Origin of the sequence: Georgenia soli (genome assembly GCF_002563695.1) — a bacterium.
Lineage (GTDB): Bacteria > Actinomycetota > Actinomycetes > Actinomycetales > Actinomycetaceae > Georgenia > Georgenia soli.
Map to the genome: position 1 here is coordinate 913297 of NZ_PDJI01000004.1, position 16119 is coordinate 929415.

A 16119-nucleotide genomic window follows, 5' to 3' on the forward strand; every position below is an offset into this window, starting at 1 on the left:
ACGGCGGGCGCGCGCCGCCGCTGCCCCGCCGCCCGCCGACCGCCGCCGCCGACCGCTCCCGCCGCCGCCGACCGCCGCCGCCGCTCCCACCGCCGAGAACGCCCTGACTGCGCGTCCGTCGTGCTGAACGCGCAGTTAGGGCGTGGTCGGCCGAGGGGCTGCAGCTCCGGGCACAATCGGCGCGGCGACTGTCCCGCGGCGCACGACCAGGGCGGCGGTCTACTCCACCCGGCAGGCGTACGCGGGCACGGTGAGGAACGTGGGGAACTCCTGCCCCAGAGCCACCTCGGCGAAGAGGTCGGCGGCCTCGGTGATGCGGGCGCGGCGTTCGCCGTCGTCACCGGCCTGGGTCAGCAGGTCCGCCGTCTCCTCGTCCAGGATCCAGCTCGTGAGTGACGGGGCGACCGTCGTCGAGCCGGGTGGCGTTGCGGATCCACTGCCAGATCTGCGAGCGCGAGATCTCCGCCGTCGCCGCGTCCTCCATCAGCCCGAAGATCGCGACGGCGCCGCGTCCGCCCAGCCAGGCCTCGAGGTAGCGCAGGGCCACCGCGACGTTGGTGCGCACCCCGGCCTCCGTGACGCGGCCCGGCGTGGCGGCGACGTCCAGGAGCTGGCGAACGGTGACGTGGACGTCCTCCCGGGTGCGCCACACCTGGTTGGGGCAGGTGCCGAGCACGCCGTCGAAGACGTCCCGCACGTAGCCGACCATCCCCGGGTGGGCGACCCAGGACCCGTCGAAGCCGGCGTCGGCCTCGCGCTGCTTGTCGGCCCGGACCTTGGCCTCGACCTCGGCGTTCCGCACCGGGTCCTTCGAGGGGATGAAGGCCGACATCCCGCCGATGGCGTGCGCGCCGCGCTTGTGGCACGTGCGCACGAGCAGCTCGGTGTAGGCCCGCATGAAGGGCGCGGCCATGGTCACGTCCGCGCGGTCGGGCAGGACGTAGGCCGGTCCGGAGTCGCGGAACTTCTTGATGACGGAGAAGAGGTAGTCCCAGCGGCCGGCGTTCAGGCCGGCCGAGTACTCCCGCAGCTCGTAGAGGATCTCCTCCATCTCGAACGCCGCCATGATGGTCTCGATGAGGACGGTGGCGCGGATGGTCCCGCGGGCGATGCCCAACGCCTCCTCGGCGAAGGCGAAGACGTCGTGCCACAGGCGTGCCTCGAGGTGGTTCTCCAGCTTCGGCAGGTAGAAGTACGGCCCGGAGCCGCGGGCGAGCAGCTCGGCGGCGTTGTGGAAGAGGTACAGGCCGAAGTCCACCAGGGCGCCGACCATCGGCTCGCCGTCGACCGTGACGTGCTTCTCCACCAGGTGCCAGCCGCGCGGGCGGACGACGATCGTGGCGGTCTCCTCGCCCAGGGCGTAGTGCTTCCCCTCCGGCGTGGTCAGCGAGATGGTGCGGCGGACGGCGTCACGCAGGTTGACCTGCCCGTCGACCACGTTGACCAGGTGCGGGGTGTTGGCGTCCTCGAGGTCGGCCAGCCACACCTTCGCGCCGGAGTTGAGGGCGTTGACGGTCATCTTCCGGTCGGTCGGGCCGGTGATCTCGACCCGCCGGTCGACCAGGCCGGGGGCGGGCGGGGCCACCCGCCAGCTGCGGTCGTCACGGATGTGCTTCGTCTCGGGCAGGAAGTCCGGCAGCTGCCCGTTGGCCAGTCGCCGTCGGCGCTCGTGCCGCGCGGCGAGGAGCTCGGCGCGGCGGCCGGCGAAGCGGTCGTGCAGCTCGGCGAGGAAGGTCAGCGCCTCGGGGGTGAGGATCTCCCGGGCGCCGGCGACGTCGGGCCCGTCGACCCGGACCGTCGAGGTGCCCGACGGCGACGTCACCGGGACGGACCCGGCCACCACCGCCGCCGCGGCCGGCGTCGCGGCGCTGGGTGCGCTGGCTGCGCTGGGCGAGACCACCCGCAGGGGCCTGGCCGCGGCCCGCTGGGGGGCGGCGACGACGAGCGGGCGGGGGTGCGGGGCGGTGGTGGTCATCTGGCTGGTCCTTTCCGGGGCGGCGCGGCCTAGTGGAACTGCTGCTCCTCGGTGGACCCGCGCAGGGCGAGGGTCTCCGAGTCGGGGTTGATGGCGGCGGCGATGAGGTCGAAGTAGCCGGCGCCCACCTCGCGCTGGTGCTTGGTGGCGGTGTAGCCGTGGGCCTCAGCGGCGAACTCCTTCTCCTGGAGCTCGACGTAGGACGTCATGCCGTTCTGGGCGTACCCGCGGGCCAGCTCGAACATGCCGTAGTTGAGCTGGTGGAAGCCGGCCAGGGTGATGAACTGGAACTTGTAGCCCAGCTCGCCGAGCTCGCGCTGGAACGTGGCGATCTGCTCGTCGGAGAGGTTGGCCTTCCAGTTGAAGGACGGCGAGCAGTTGTAGGCGAGCATCTTGCCGGGGAACTTCTCGTGCACCGCCTCGGCCACCTGGCGGGCGAGGCCGATGTCCGGGGTGCCGGTCTCGACCCAGATCAGGTCCGCGTACGGCGCGTACGCCAGGGCGCGGGCGATGACGGGCTCCGGGCCAGGGTTGGTGCGGTAGAAGCCCTCGGGGGTGCGCTCGCCGGTGAGGAAGGGCTGGTCGACCGGGTCGACGTCGGAGGTGATGAGGTTCGCGGCGAGGGAGTCGGTGCGGGCGACGATGATCGTCGGGACGCCCATGACGTCGGCGGCGAGGCGGGCGGCGTTGAGGGTGCGGACGTGCTGGCTGGTGGGGACGAGCACCTTGCCGCCGAGGTGGCCGCACTTCTTCTCGGCGGCCAGCTGGTCCTCGTAGTGGATGCCGGAGGCGCCGGCGGAGATCATCGCCCGGGCGAGCTCGTAGGCGTTGAGCTGGCCGCCGAACCCGGCCTCGGCGTCCGCGACGATCGGGGCGAACCAGTCGAAGCCCGGGTCCTTGCCCTCGGAGTACGTGATCTGGTCGGCGCGGCGCAGCGCGTTGTTGATGCGGCGCACGACGGTCGGGACGGAGTTGACGGGGTAGAGCGACTGGTCGGGGTAGGTCTCGCCGGAGGTGTTGCCGTCACCGGCCACCTGCCAGCCGGAGAGGTAGATGGCCTTCAGGCCGGCCCGCACCATCTGCACGGCCTGGTTCCCGGTGATGGCGCCGAGCGCGTGGACGTAGTCGGTGGAGGTCAGCAGGTGCCAGAGGCGCTCCGCGCCGCGGCGGGCGATCGTGTGGTCCTCCCGGACGGAACCGCGCAGGCGGGCGACGTCCTCGGCGCTGTAGGTCCGGCTGACGCCGGCCCACCGCGGGTTCGTGGCCCACTCCTGCTCCAGCTCCGCGGCCTCGGCGCGGATGCGCTCCTCCGGGGTGGTGGCGGTGGTGGGCTCGAGCGTGGCGGTCATGATTTCTCCTCGTGAGGGGTGAAACTTCGTCGTGCCACCACTCTGGCGCTGTGTTCCAGTTCACAACTACTGCTAATCTGGGTGAAGTTCTTTCGATCTTCACGCTGGGAGAAGAAGTGACGACGACAGCGTCTCCGGTCGACCTGGCCACCCTCGGCCGCCGCGTGCGGCACGCCCGTCAGAGCGCGGGGCTGACCCTGGCCGAGCTGGCGGCACGGGTGGGGCGGGCGCCGTCCCTGCTCTCCTCGATCGAGAACGGGCGGCGCGAGCCGCGCCTGGCCCTGCTCAGCGCCATCGCCCACGAGCTCGGCGTCTCGGTGACGGACCTGATGAAGGACGAGCCGCCGTCGCACCGGGCCGCGCTGGAGATCGCGCTGGAGCAGGCCCAGTCGCGCCCGCAGTACGCGGCGCTCGGCCTGCCGTTGGTGCGTCCCGGCGCGAAGGTGCCGACGGAGGTGCTCGAGTCGCTGGTGGGCCTGCACGAGGAACTCACCAGGAGGGCCACCATCCAGGCTGCGACGCCGGAGGAGGCCAGGCGCGCCAACGCCGCGCTGCGCGAGGAGATGCGCTCCCGCAACAACTACTTCGCCGAGATCGAGCGGCTCGCCTCGCGGATCTCCGCGGCGGCCGGGCACACCGCCGGACCGCTGACCGAGCGCGGCGTCGGCGCGGTGACCGGGCACCTCGGCTTCACGCTGCACCGGGTGCCGGACCTGCCGCGCTCCACCCGGTCGATCTCGGACCTGCGCAACCGGCGCATCTACCTGCCGGTGACCGACCGCGGCGGGCACGACCCGCGCACCATCGTCCTGCAGACGCTCGGGCACTTCGCGCTCGGCCACTCCGACCCCACCAGCTACGCCGACTTCCTCCGCCAGCGGGTCGAGGCCAACTACTTCGCCGCTGCCCTGCTCATGCCGGAGAAGCCGGCTGTCGAGTTCCTCAAGGAGGCCAAGGCGGCCAAGTCGCTCGCCATCGACGACCTGCGCGACATCTTCGCCGTCTCCTACGAGACAGCCGCGCACCGGTTCACCAACCTGGCCACGGAGCACCTCGACCTGCCGGTGCACTTCATGCGCGTGGGCGAGGACGGCGTGATCTACAAGGCGTACGAGAACGACGACGTCACCTTCCCCACCGACGTCACCGGCGCCATCGAGGGGCAGATCGTGTGCCGGAACTGGGCGTCGCGCCGCGTCTTCGCCAACCCCGACCGGTACGCCACCCACTACCAGTACACGGACATGGGACGCGGCACGTACTGGTGCACCACCCACGTGGAGCGCACGGCCGACGGCGATTTCGCCATCGACGTCGGCGTGCCCTTCGCGCACGTGAAGTGGTTCCAGGGCCGTGAGACGACCGTCCGGGCACGATCCTCCTGCCCGGACCCGTCCTGCTGCCGCCGTCCCCCGGCCGACCTCGCCGCCCGCTGGGGGTCCCAGGCCTGGCCCAGCGCCCGGGCCCACTCGCACCTCCTGGCGGCGCTCCCGCCGGGCACGTTTCCCGGCGTGGACGACACGGAGGTGTACCAGTTCCTCGAGCGGCACTCGGCCGCGGAATGAGGGCGAGGGGCGACGACGCCGGCCGCGACGACCCCGCCAAACCAACATCCGCCGGGCGACCTGACGTCGCGGGCCGACATGACTCTTTCTGGCAGTTCCACCTGAGCTTGATCAGTGCCATCTCGGCTGGCACCGATCCCGCCCCGCTCACACCGGCCATCACCGCTGGCCCCGTGCCACCCAGGCTGGCACCGATCCCGCCCCGCTCGCACCGGCCACCACCGCTGGCCCCGTGCCAGCTACGCGCGCACCGTGCCAGCCAGGCGCGCGCGTTCACGCGTAGGTGCACCGGTGCGAGCAAAGCTCGCGTCAGTCGCGCGACGCTGGAAACGCCGGAAAGCATCACGTCGCCCGGACGCTCGGGCGGTCCGGCACAGACGAACCAGAGCGAAGCCGCATCGCCGCGGCATGATCCGCAGGCGTGGCGCCATCACCCGGCCCTCCCTCGGGCGCCCCGCCATTACCCGGCCCTCCCTCGGGCGCCCAGCCATCCCGCCAGCCCTACCGCGGCGCCGCGCCATGGCCCGGACCCTCGTCGCGCGCTTGGCCATGGGCCCCGGCACCAGACAGGCGGCGTCCTCAGTCCGTCACGGTGAAGTAGCCGTGCGCGCCACGCTCGGCGTCGACCATCGCGTGGGAGACGAAGGGGTAGTTCCCGGCCTCCGGGAACGTCAGCTCGACGAACCCGCCCTGCGCCGCGGTGAGCGGCAGGACCTGAGCCCCGCCGGTCGGGTCCCCGCCCACGCCGTCGGGCCCGCCGAGCTGGTACGCGCCCTCGCTGTAGACGGTGTCGAACTGACCGCCGACCACGTGGAAGGAGCTGCCGCGGGAGGGACCGGCGTCGAGGACCCACACACGCACCGTCTCCCCCACGCGGGCCGGCAGGCGGTCGTGGTCGTACTGGTTGGCGTAGCCGTTGAAGACCACCAGATCGGGTTCCTCTGCGGCGATCTTGTCCGCGTCGGCGGGTCCGCCGACCGCACCGAGGTACATCTCGGACTGCACCAGCACGTACTCGTGGTCGACGGGCTGCAGGTTCGGCGGGTCGATGATCACGGCGCCGAACATGCCGTTTGCGATGTGCATGGACATCGGCATCGTCGAGCAGTGGTACATCCAGATGCCGCTGCGGGTGGCGGTGAACCGGTAGGTCAGCGACTCCCCCGGCGCGATGGTGCGCATGGGCCGGTCGGGTGCGAGGGCGCCGGCGTGGAAGTCGATCGAGTGCCCGATGGTGCCGTCGTTGACGAGGGTGATGTCGAAGACGTCGCCGACCTTGCCGCGCAGCGTCGGGCCGGGCGCCGAGCCGTTGAAGGTCCACCGCTCCTGGGTCACGCCGGGCGCCACCTCGGCCTGCACCTCGCTCACGGTCAGGGTGAGCTCGTGCACGGAGGCGCCGGGAGCGGGCGGAAGGGTCGCGTCGTGCGCCTCGAAGCCCTCGCCGGGGTCGGCCATCAGGTCGAGCAGGCCGGCGGCGCCCGCACCGTCCGCGGCGGCGTCGGACCCGGTGACCCCACGTGCGTCGTCGCCCGCGGCACCGGCATCTGTACTGGCGTGGCCACCGGCGGTCGCCGAGCCGGTCGATCCGGAGGAGCCGGTCGATCCGGAGGAGCCGCCGTCGGCCGGTCCGCCGTCGTCCGGACCGACGGCGACGATCTGCAGCGTCATCCCCATCTGCCGGTGGCCGGCCACGGAGCACCAGCCGTCGACGTCGCGGCCGATGACGCCGGCGTCCAGGGTGCGGGTCTCCCCCACGCTGAGCCGGCCGGTGGTGGCACCGGTCTCGAGGACGAGGTCGTGGACGTCGGTCCCGGTGTTGGTCAGCTCGATGACGAGCTCGTTGCCCGCGGGGACCTCGATGACCGACGGCGTGAACCGCATGCCCTCGACCGTCACCTGCACCGTGGTCGTCCCGCCGGTGGCGGCGACCTCGCCGGCGGCGGAGCCGGCGCCGAGGCCCGCGGCGGCCGGGTCGCCGGCCACGCCGAGCACCACCGCGAGCGCCACGGCGCCGACGCCCCACGCCCCGCCGAGACGGCGGCGCGCGGGCGGCGGGCCGGTCGGGATGCCGGTGGCGAGCAGGTCGCCGTCGCCGCGACGGCCGAGGCGGCGCCGCGCCAGCAGGGCCCGGGCCAGCAGGAGGAGGAAGGTCGCCATGGCGGCGAGGCCGAGCATCGACGTCGTCACGCGGACGAGCGAGGGCACCGGGAGGACGAAAAGGACGAGGCAAAGGTTGAGGGTCACCACGCGGGCGACCGCGCCGCGGTCCATCTCCTCGTTGACGGCGCGCACCACGGACGGCCCACCGCCGAGCATGACGGGGGCGAGGTAGCTCAGCGCCCCGAGGAGCACCTGCGCGGCGAACCCGGCGGCGAACGGGGCGGCGAGCAGGCCGAGGCTCTCCACGGCGTCGGGCCAGGCGGGCGCGGACAGCACGACGATGCCCAGCGCCGCGACACAGAACGCGGCCCAGCCGACCGCGCAGGCCGCGGAGAGCGTGGCGAACGAGCGCGGCGGCCTGCTGCGCGCGATGGTCACCATCGGCCGGACCAGCAGAGCCATGCCGACCAGGTACGCGAGCGCACCGGCGGAGACGAGCGGCGCCAGGCCGGCGAGCGCGCCCGCGGCGACGGCGAGGACACCCCCGACGAGCACCCACAGCGCGCGGCCGGCGGCGAGCGGGGCCCCGGGCACCATCTTGGTGCGCAGCATGGTGGGCCACAGCACGACGAGGGTGCCGAGCACGGTCAGTCCGACGAAGCCGAGGAGCATCGTGCCGACGTGCCCGACGTACAGGTGGGCCTGGGCGACGGCGTCGGCCGACGCGCGCGCCAGCAGCACGCCGAAGCCCGCCCCCAGCGCCAGGAAGGCGACGGCGGCGACGTAGAACAGGGAAAGCTTGCCGAACCGGGCCATGAGTGCGCCGCGCCGCTGACGCAGGATGACGCCGCCGTGCACGAGTCCGACGAGGCCGACGAGGGCACCGCCTGCGACGGTCACGGCATCGGTGGCCGTGAGGATGCCGGCGATGACGACGACGGCACCGAGGTTGTGCGCGGCGAGGCGCGCGACCATGAACGGCTGCCCGCCGGGTGCGGGCCGGCCGAGCAGGGTGTCGGCGAAGTGGCTGGACCAGATGAGGATCGCGGAGGTCACCGCGCCCAGCAGGGTCAGGTGGACCAGCAGCCAGCCGTACTCCGGCACCCACCGGTGCGCGACCGCGACGGCGAACGTCGCCACGAACCAGGCGACGACCACCGCGTTGGCGCGCACGTGCCACGTGCGCCGGTCGAGCCCGGGTCGTCGCGGTGGGCCGGACCAGGATCCGCTCGCACGCCCGCCGTGGGCCGGGCCGACGGGTCCCGCGTGCGTGCCAGGAACTGACGCGCCTGCGGGGGCGGCTCCGCCGTCGGGACGGGCGTTCGGGGGGCCGACGGGGATGGTCACGGGCGGGCTCCTGCGGTGGCGGGTGCGGTGCCCCGGACGCGACGCGCACGCGGTGCGGTGAGGACCGACCACGCGGCGACGGCCACGAAGGCGAGCACCGCGACGATGTTGAGGACCCCGCCGACCTGGACGACGCCCTCGAGGTCACGGGCGTCGCCCACGGCGACGCGCAGCAGCAGGGAGGCGTGCAGGAGCGCGGCGGGGGCGTACATGACGGGGCGGTACGGCAGCGGGCGGCGCAGCACGGCGGGGAAGATCACCGGGGCGTGGGCCATGATCATGGAGATGACGAAGCCGAGCATGACGGCGTGCAGCACGGCGTCGTAGCCACGGCCGGAGGTCACCGCACCGCCGAGCGCCCAGACCGCCCCGCCGACGGCGAGCCAGGCGTACCCGGCGAGCAGGCAGGCGGCGATGAACCGGGGCAGGCCGCCGGCGCGCACCGTCCGGCGGGCGACGTCCTTGGCGGCGAGCCAGCCCGCGACGGCGAGCAGGCTCAGCCCCGTCAGGGTGAACCCGGGTTCCGGGGCGAGCAGGGAGACGACGGCGGAGCCGAGCAGGGCGAGCGCGATGCCGAGCGCCGCGCGGGAGGCGGCGGGCGAGAGCACCTCGGTGCGGGCGAGCTCGAGCCGCTCGCCGAAGATCGTCAGCACGAGGAACGTCACCAGCCAAGGGATCAGGGCCGGCACCGGCACGCCGCCGGCCCAGAGGACCGCCGCGCCGAGCGCGGCCACGGCGCCGAGCGCCTGGACGGTCACCGCCGCCGCCGGCTGACGGGCGAGGAGCTGGCGGTAGACCAGCAGGGCGAGAACCTGGGCGAGCACGAGCAGCCCCTGACCGGCGGCGAGGGGAAGCGGGGCGACGATCGCGAGCGCGGCCAGGCCGGAGACGGCCGGGGAGGCGTAGCCCCACGGCAGACCGAGGGCGACGGCGCGCTCGAGGGCGATGAGCGTGCCGACGAAGCCGAGCACCATGAGCGGGCCGTGCACCTCGGGCAGGCGATCGAGGCCGAGGAACGGGCCCAGGAGCTGCGGGAGACCGAGCAGACCCAGGGCAGCGTCGAGCCCGAGGAGCAGCGCGACGGCACCCGGGACAAGAAAGGTGAGGCGGAACCCGGTGCGGGTCCGCAGCGGACGCACGCCCGGGGTGCCGGCGGAGGTGCCGGAGCCGGTCGGTGCCGTGCGGGCCGGCGAGGCGGGGGCACCGGGGCGCGGGTGCGCCGTCGGGCTGCTCACGGTGCTCACGCCCCGCGCGAGGCAGTGCCCGGATTTGCGACCGGGCGCGCCGGGACCACCTCGTCGGGCCTGGCGGGTGCCGGCGCGTTCTCCACCGGGCCGACGACCAGGTCCTCACCCGGGTGCGCGACAGACCGCACGTGCAGCAGGCAGGCACCTGGCTGGGTGAAGGCCTCCAGCGAGACCCGGTCGGGCTCGATCCCGCCCGTGCTCGCGAGGATCTCCCGCGCCATCCCCAGGTGCGCGCTGCACACCACCTCGGGGCGGTCCTTGGCGAGCTCGAGCACGGGGCAGCGCGGCAGCCGGAGGGTCTGGTCGGCGCCCTCGCGCTGCATCTCCGGGGCGAACCCGGTGCGGTCGAGCATCCGGCGCAGGTAGGCGACGGCCGCCCCGGCGGTCCTGGTGGTGGGCGCGGGCTCGCCCCCGGCCCGCTCGAGGATCGCCCTGCCCCAGTGCCGACCCATCTCGCGGGCGTGCCGGCGCAGCTCCGGCCCGTCCGGCACGACGTGGGTGAGGTAGCCGATGATGACCTGCGCGAGGACGGCGTACTCCGGGCTCGTGAACGAGGCCTCGGGCGCGTAGGTGTACACCGATGCGGGCCGTCCGCGGCCGACCGGGGCGAGCTGGTCGCGCTTCGCGAGGCCGGAGCGGGCGAGCGCCTCCAGATGCTCGCGGACGGTGTTGGGGTGCTGGTCCAGGGTCTGCGCGACCTGCGCGACGGTCAGCGGCTCCTGCTCCTCGACGAGCAGCTCGAGCACGGCCCGGCGCGGGGTGGACAGGTGCGCCCGGGCGTCGGCGCGGGAGGGGCGCGGTCCAAGTTTTAACACACGACATACCGTACTTATTGAGGGTCCGCCGTGCCAGGACCAAGGTCACTTGCCGGCGGCGACCGGTCGCACTCGGCTTTCGGGCACCGACCGTGCGCTCGGGCGTCGGGGCGCCGCCGACCAGACGCTCGGCATCACGGCGCCTGGCGCCGAGGCCGTCGGTGCGGGGCGCCGGAGGTCGCCTCAGCCCTTCAGGCCGGCCCGGCCGACCCCCTCCACGATGTAGCGCTGCGCGACGAAGTACATCAGCAGCACCGGTGCGCTGGCGATCACGGCGCCGGCCATGAGCAGGTCGTAGCGCACGGCGTTGGCGTTCTGCAGCGTGGAGAGCCCGGCCGGCAGGGTCTGGTTCTCCGGGGAGAACAGCACGTACACCGGCCAGAGGAAGTCGTTCCAGTTGGTGAGGAAGGACAGCAGCGCCAGCGTCACCAGCGCGGGCCGGGACAGCGGCAGGATGACCTGCCGGAACGTGCGCCAGCGGGAGGCGCCGTCGAGACGTGCCGCCTCCTCGAGCTCGATCGGGAGCCCCAGGAAGAACTGCCGGAGGAAGAACACCCCGAACGCCCCTGCGGCGCCGGGGAGGATCACGGCCAGCAGGGTGTCGAGCCAGCCGAGCCGGCCGACCACGAGGTAGTTGGGGATCAGCAGGATCACGGGCGGGATGAACAGGGTCGCGATGATGACGCCGAAGACGACGTTCCTGCCACGGAAGTCGATGCGCGCGAGCGCGTACGCCGCCATCGAGGCGGTGACCAGGATGATCAGCGTCTGCGCCGTCGCGGCGAGGAGGCTGTTGACCAGCCACCGCACCACCGGGGTGCCGTCGGTGGTGAAGATCGACTCGTAGGCCTGCACGGTCGGGGAACGGGGCACCCACTGCGGCGTGGGCGCCGCGGCGTCGCCGGTCGTCTTGAAGGACGTCGAGATCATGTAGATCAGCGGCGAGACGAAGATCAGCGTCAGGATCCCCAGCAGGGCGTAGAGCAGGCCACGACCGGCACCGCCGCGCCCGCCGGGGGTGCCCCCGCCGGCCGCACGCCGGTCCGCCCGGCCCCGCTCGGACGAGGGGCGCCCGCCCTCCGGCTCGACCGGCGCCCCCTCGCCCACTGGCCGGACGGGCGCGCTCATGACGGCCCCCCTGCGTTGCGCGGCGTGCGTTCACGGAACAGGAGGAAGACGATCACGCTGACCACCGCGAGGAAGAAGGAGAAGACCATCGACATCGCGGAGGCGACGCCGGAGTTGAAGCTCGTCAGACCCGTCTCGGCGATCTGGTAGATCGCGGTGCGCGTCTCCTGCCCGGGCCCGCCCTGCGTCATGAGGTAGGACTGCCCGAACATGTTCACCGAGGCGATGATCGTCACGCTGGTGATGAACAGCAGCACCGGGCGCAGGCCTGGGAGGGTGACGTTGCGGAACCGTTGCCAGGCGCCGGCGCCGTCCATCTTGGCCGCCTCGTAGAGCTCGGGCGAGATGTCCTGCAGCGCGGCGAGGTAGATGACCGTGTTGAACCCCAGCGTCCACCACAGCGTCACCCCGATGAGGGAGATCCAAGCCCACGGCAGCTGCGTCAGCCACGGCGTGGCGCCGGAGAGGCCGACGGCGCCGAGGTAGTGGTTGACCAGGCCGATGTTGGTGTCCAGCAGGTAGCGCCACAGCACCGCCACCACGGCGACGCCCAGCACGTACGGCGCGAAGTACATGGCGCGGAAGAAGTTCCGGCCCCGGAACTTCAGGTTCAGCACCAGCGCGACCACCAGGGGGACCACCAGGAGCAGCGGGACGGATCCGACGGTGAAGATCGCCGTCGCCTGCATGCCCTGCCAGAACGGCGCGGCGAACGGGGAGTCGCCGGTGAGGAGGCCGGTGTAGTTGTCCAGGCCCACCCACGGTTTCTCGGCCAGCGTGTAGTCGTAGTCGTGAAGGCTGATCCAGATCCCCAGCACCGTCGGCACGATGACGAAGACGGTGAACAGCACCAGGTACGGCGCGAGGAAGAGCCAGCCGTCCCGGTTGTCGCGGGCACGGGACGCGGTCCGGGCTCCGGCGGGCGTGGTCGTGGGACCGGCGGGCCGGACGGCGCCTCCCGCGCGCCGCCGCGCCCGCGACGGCACGTCCACCACCGCGTCCGGTTCGGTGTGGCTCATGGGTTCCCCCTCTCGAACTTGCGCAGGTTCTCCTTCATCAGGGCGCTGGCGCGCGCGGCGGCGGCGCTGAGGGCCGCCTGCGGGTCCTGCCGGCCCAGGACCGCGTCGGCGACGGCGGTCTCGAGGGTCTGGCTCTGCACCTCGCCGACACCGGCGATGGCCGGCAGGAAGCGCATGTCGGGGATCATCTCCGCGACGGCGGCCTGCGGCCGCTCGGCGAAGCCCTTCTCCTCGCGGGCGTCCGTCCGCGCGGGGATCATGCCGGCGTCCGCCCAGGCGGCGGAGTTCTTGATCAGGTAGTTCAGGAACTCCTTGCTCGCGAGCAGCTTGTCGTCGTCGGGGCGCCGGGTCCGGAACATCACCAGCTGGTGGGAGTTGGCCCAGACCGCGGACTGCGTCCCGACCGTGGGCACCCGGCCGAGGCGCCAGGGCAGGTCCGGCGCCGTGGTGTCGAGGTCGTTGATCTGCCAGATCCCGTCCCAGGTGAAGGCGCCCTCGCCGTTCTTGAACGCGGTGTACTGGGAGTCGACGGCCACGTCGGGCGGGCTGAAGCCCTTCTCGATCTGGCTCGTCATCCACCGCAGCGCCTGGACGCCGGCGTCGCTGTCGAAGGTCGCGGCGGAGCCGTCCTCGGCGTAGGGCTCGCCGCCGAACTGCCAGAGCAGGGAGAGGAACATCAGGTGGGCCGGCCACCGGTTCGGCATCCAGAACGGGGTGGGCACGCCGGCGTCGAGGAGCGCCTGGAGCGCCGCCTCGTACTCCTGCCCGGTGGCGGGCACCGCGTCGAGGCCGGCGCGCGCCAGCAGGTCCGTGTTGGCGTAGGTGCCGAGCGAGTGGACGTCGAGCGGGATGCCGTAGCGCCGGTCCTGGTACGTGCCGGCCTGCCACACCTGCTCGGGGTACTGCTGCTCCGTGAGGCCGAGCTCGGCGACGACGTCGTCGAGCGGGCTGATCGCGCGGCGGGCGGCCTGGGTGGCGAGCTGCTCGACGTGCATGGCGCCGACGTCGGGCCCCTGGCCGGCGTGCACGGCGGCGATGACGCGCTGGTAGTACTGCGCCCACTGGACCACGTTCATGCGGACCGTGATGAGCTCTTGGCTGGCGTTGAAGTCCTCGACGAGCTTGCGCATGGCGGGCCCGTCGCCGCCGGTGAACCCGTTCCAGTACTCGATGGTCACGGGCCGCCCGCTGTACCCGCCCGCCGCCGGGGCCGGACCTGTGTCCGTCAGGGGCGTCGGGCTGCCGCACGCGGACAGGACGGCCCCGGCGCCCGCGGCCGCCGCGAGGGCCAGGACCCCGCGTCTGGAGATCCGAAGGTCGCTCATACGCACCGCCTCGCCGTCGTCGTCGACGTGATGGGCGTCACCGTAGCCTCTCGTCGACGGTTGCGCCCGTCGACGGCACAGGCAGGCGGGCGGGTGCTACGCCTGCTGGCAGCACATCCGCCGGCGTCCTCACACCTGCGGCGACGCCCCGTCGTCGTCCGGGTGGGGGGCGTGGGCACCCGGTGCTGGATCGTCTACCTGGCCCCGACGCTCGTCGGGCTCCGCCGTCCCGTCGTCCCGGCAACCGGTGATGACGGCGCGCAGCTCGGCCACGGGCAGCTTCGGCTCCCTGGTCGCGGTGAGCAGACCGTTGGTCTCCTGCCCGGTGTCGGTGAGCTGGGTGTAGCAGAACCCGGCGAGCGGTTCGCAGGCGTTGACGGCGTCGAGGATCTCGGCGAGCCGGGCGGCGAAGTCGGCGGCGTCCCGGGCCGTGGAGTACCCCCACGCCTGCGGGTCGCCGGCGGGGGCGAGGCTGACGCCCCCGAACTCGGTGAGCATGACCGGCTGCCCGCGGTCCGGCTCCTCCGTCAGCCGCATCCGCCGGCCCGCCGGGCCGATGCCGTCCAGCAGCGCGGCGACGGCGTCGGCCGTGCCGTAGCGGGCGCGCAGCTCCGTGCCGTGCGGGCTGTAGTCGTGGATCGTCCAGATGTCGGAGTCGGTGTGCTCCCAGCCGTCGTTGGAGACCACCGGCCGGGTGGGGTCGAGCGCCCGGGTCAGATGTGCGAGGGCGAGCCCGTAGTGCCGCTGGGCGGCGACGTGCGAGCCGTGCTGGACGCCCCAGCTCTCGTTGAGCGGCACCCAGGTCACGATGCTCGGGTGCGAGCGCCGCCGGCGGACGAGCTCGGTCCACTCGGCGGTGAGGAGGGAGACGGCGCGCGCGTCGAACGCGTAGGCGTTCGCGGTCTCGCCCCACACGAGCAGCCCCAGCCGGTCCGCCCAGTACAGGAAGCGGGGGTCCTCGGCCTTCTGGTGCACCCGTGCCGCGTTGAAACCGAGCTCCTTGATCAGCTCGACCTCGCGCCGCAGCGCCTCGGCGCCCGGCGCGGCGAGATGGCTCTCCGGCCAGTAGCCCTGCTCGAGGACGGAGCGGACGAAGTAGGGACGGTCGTTGAGCAGGAAGCGGCGACCGGCGGCGGCCACGCTGCGCAGCCCCGTGTAGCTGAGCACGGTGTCGGTCACGTCGTCGCCGCGGAGCACCTGCACGGTCACGTCCACCAGCCGGGGACTCTCCGGGGACCACAGCAGCTCCTCGTACTGCTGGCCGTTGTGCTGTCGGGGCAGGTCCAGGCGGAGGCGCACGTCCCGCCCGAGCACCCGCACCGTCTGCTCGGCCAGGAGCTCGTCCTCGTGCTCGGCGCGGACCCGGAGCCGGAGCCGGAGGGCGTCGTCCGCCTCCGGACCGACGTCGGCCGCGGCGGGCGTCCCGGCCCCGGCCCCGGCCGAGAGTCGCACCTCGACGTCGACGGCGCCAGCCGGGACGTCCGGGACGATCGCCAGCTCCTCGACGTGGTCCGCCCGGACGGTCTCGAGCCACACCGGCTGCCAGATGCCGGTGGTCCGGTGGTACCAGATCACGTGCGGCTCTTCGCGCCAGTCCTGCTTGCCCCGCGGCTGGGACACGTCGTGCGGGTCGTCCTGGGCGCGGACCACGAGCTCGGCGTCGCCGTCGCCGAGCACCGCCGTGAGGTCGCAGGTGAACGGCGTCTGCCCGCCGACGTGGTGGCCGACGTGGTGGCCGTCGAGCCAGACGTCCGCCTCGTGGTCGACGGCGCCGAGGTGCAGCAGCACGCGGCGGCCGTCCCCCCGGCCGCCTGCCGCCTCGACCTCCGCCGCCGTGAGCGTGCGGCGGTACCAGACCACGGGCTGGTACCCGGTGTCCCCCACGCCTGACGCCGGAGACTCGGGCGGGTACGGCGCCTCGATGCGACGGTCGAACGGGGGGCGGTCGTCGAGCGCGGTGACCGGTCCGGATGCGAAGTCCCACGGCCCGCAGAGGTCCACCCAGTCCGGCCGCACCAGCTGCGGCCGCGGATAGCGGCCGTCCTGCCGGCTCGCCCGGGTGATCCGGGTGCGCGGTGGCGTCATCGTCCCAGCCCCTCCATCCGTCATCGTCCGCTGCCGGCGGACGGGCGACTCCGGCTCATGATGCCGTCATCGGCAGGAGCCCGCTTGTTGTGTGCCATCTCTCGTTCTGGGCAAGAAATGACCATGGATGATCACAAGATGGTAACGATCCGCCGTCGCCGGGA

The 16119-nt window shown here is 73.3% G+C and carries 9 protein-coding genes and 1 pseudogene; 1 reads left to right on the forward strand and 9 read right to left on the reverse strand.

Annotation, left to right across the window (positions count from 1 at the left end):
- Positions 1–219: 219 nt before the first annotated feature.
- Both aceB and aceA read right to left on the reverse strand, forming a co-directional pair.
- Positions 220–1822 (reverse strand): annotated as a pseudogene (aceB, locus tag ATJ97_RS05550) (malate synthase A).
- 182 nt (positions 1823–2004) lie between these two features.
- Positions 2005–3324: an isocitrate lyase gene (gene aceA / locus ATJ97_RS05555; protein ID WP_098482878.1), complete on the reverse strand. Its 1320-nt coding sequence runs from the start codon at positions 3322–3324 to the stop codon at positions 2005–2007.
- 116 nt (positions 3325–3440) lie between these two features.
- On the opposite strand from aceA, the gene ATJ97_RS05560 reads away from it, so the two are divergent.
- Complete coding sequence (locus ATJ97_RS05560) at positions 3441–4889, forward strand: helix-turn-helix transcriptional regulator (RefSeq protein WP_098482879.1); 1449 nt, start codon at positions 3441–3443, stop codon at positions 4887–4889.
- Between the two features lie 579 nt (positions 4890–5468).
- Here ATJ97_RS05560 and ATJ97_RS05565 read toward each other — a convergent pair.
- The 7 genes from ATJ97_RS05565 to ATJ97_RS05595 all read right to left on the reverse strand — a co-directional run bounded on the left by ATJ97_RS05565 (position 5469) and on the right by ATJ97_RS05595 (position 15955).
- Positions 5469–8336 carry a multicopper oxidase domain-containing protein gene (locus tag ATJ97_RS05565; protein WP_245862172.1) on the reverse strand — a complete coding sequence of 956 codons (2868 nt, stop codon included), beginning with the start codon at positions 8334–8336 and terminating at the stop codon, positions 5469–5471.
- Positions 8333–9571, reverse strand: coding sequence for a hypothetical protein (locus ATJ97_RS05570; protein ID WP_245862175.1), 1239 nt, complete (start codon positions 9569–9571; stop codon positions 8333–8335). The genes ATJ97_RS05565 and ATJ97_RS05570 overlap by 4 nt, the downstream gene beginning before the upstream one ends.
- Before the next feature lie 5 nt (positions 9572–9576).
- Entirely contained in the window at positions 9577–10398 is an 822-nt protein-coding gene (locus ATJ97_RS05575; RefSeq protein WP_170037134.1) for a helix-turn-helix transcriptional regulator, read from the reverse strand.
- A gap of 183 nt (positions 10399–10581) precedes the next feature.
- Complete coding sequence (locus tag ATJ97_RS05580) at positions 10582–11526, reverse strand: carbohydrate ABC transporter permease (RefSeq protein WP_098482881.1); 945 nt, start codon at positions 11524–11526, stop codon at positions 10582–10584.
- Positions 11523–12545, reverse strand: a complete 1023-nt coding sequence (locus ATJ97_RS05585) for a carbohydrate ABC transporter permease (protein ID WP_098482882.1) — start codon at positions 12543–12545, stop codon at positions 11523–11525. The genes ATJ97_RS05580 and ATJ97_RS05585 overlap by 4 nt, the downstream gene beginning before the upstream one ends.
- Positions 12542–13870, reverse strand: a complete 1329-nt coding sequence (locus ATJ97_RS05590) for an ABC transporter substrate-binding protein (RefSeq protein ID WP_098482883.1) — start codon at positions 13868–13870, stop codon at positions 12542–12544. The genes ATJ97_RS05585 and ATJ97_RS05590 overlap by 4 nt, the downstream gene beginning before the upstream one ends.
- Positions 13871–13999: 129 nt before the next feature.
- Complete coding sequence (locus ATJ97_RS05595; RefSeq protein ID WP_098482884.1) at positions 14000–15955, reverse strand: glycoside hydrolase family 2 protein; 1956 nt, start codon at positions 15953–15955, stop codon at positions 14000–14002.
- Positions 15956–16119: the final 164 nt, after the last annotated feature.

Excerpts from the sequence above, each read along its gene's own strand:
- aceA (WP_098482878.1), bottom strand. The coding sequence starts at position 3,324 with ATGACCGCCACGCTCGAGCCCACCACCGCCACCACCCCGGAGGAGCGC.
- ATJ97_RS05580 (WP_098482881.1), bottom strand. The coding sequence starts at position 11,526 with ATGAGCGCGCCCGTCCGGCCAGTGGGCGAGGGGGCGCCGGTCGAGCCG.
- ATJ97_RS05585 (WP_098482882.1), bottom strand. The coding sequence starts at position 12,545 with ATGAGCCACACCGAACCGGACGCGGTGGTGGACGTGCCGTCGCGGGCG.
- ATJ97_RS05590 (WP_098482883.1), bottom strand. The coding sequence starts at position 13,870 with ATGAGCGACCTTCGGATCTCCAGACGCGGGGTCCTGGCCCTCGCGGCG.
- ATJ97_RS05595 (WP_098482884.1), bottom strand. The coding sequence starts at position 15,955 with ATGACGCCACCGCGCACCCGGATCACCCGGGCGAGCCGGCAGGACGGC.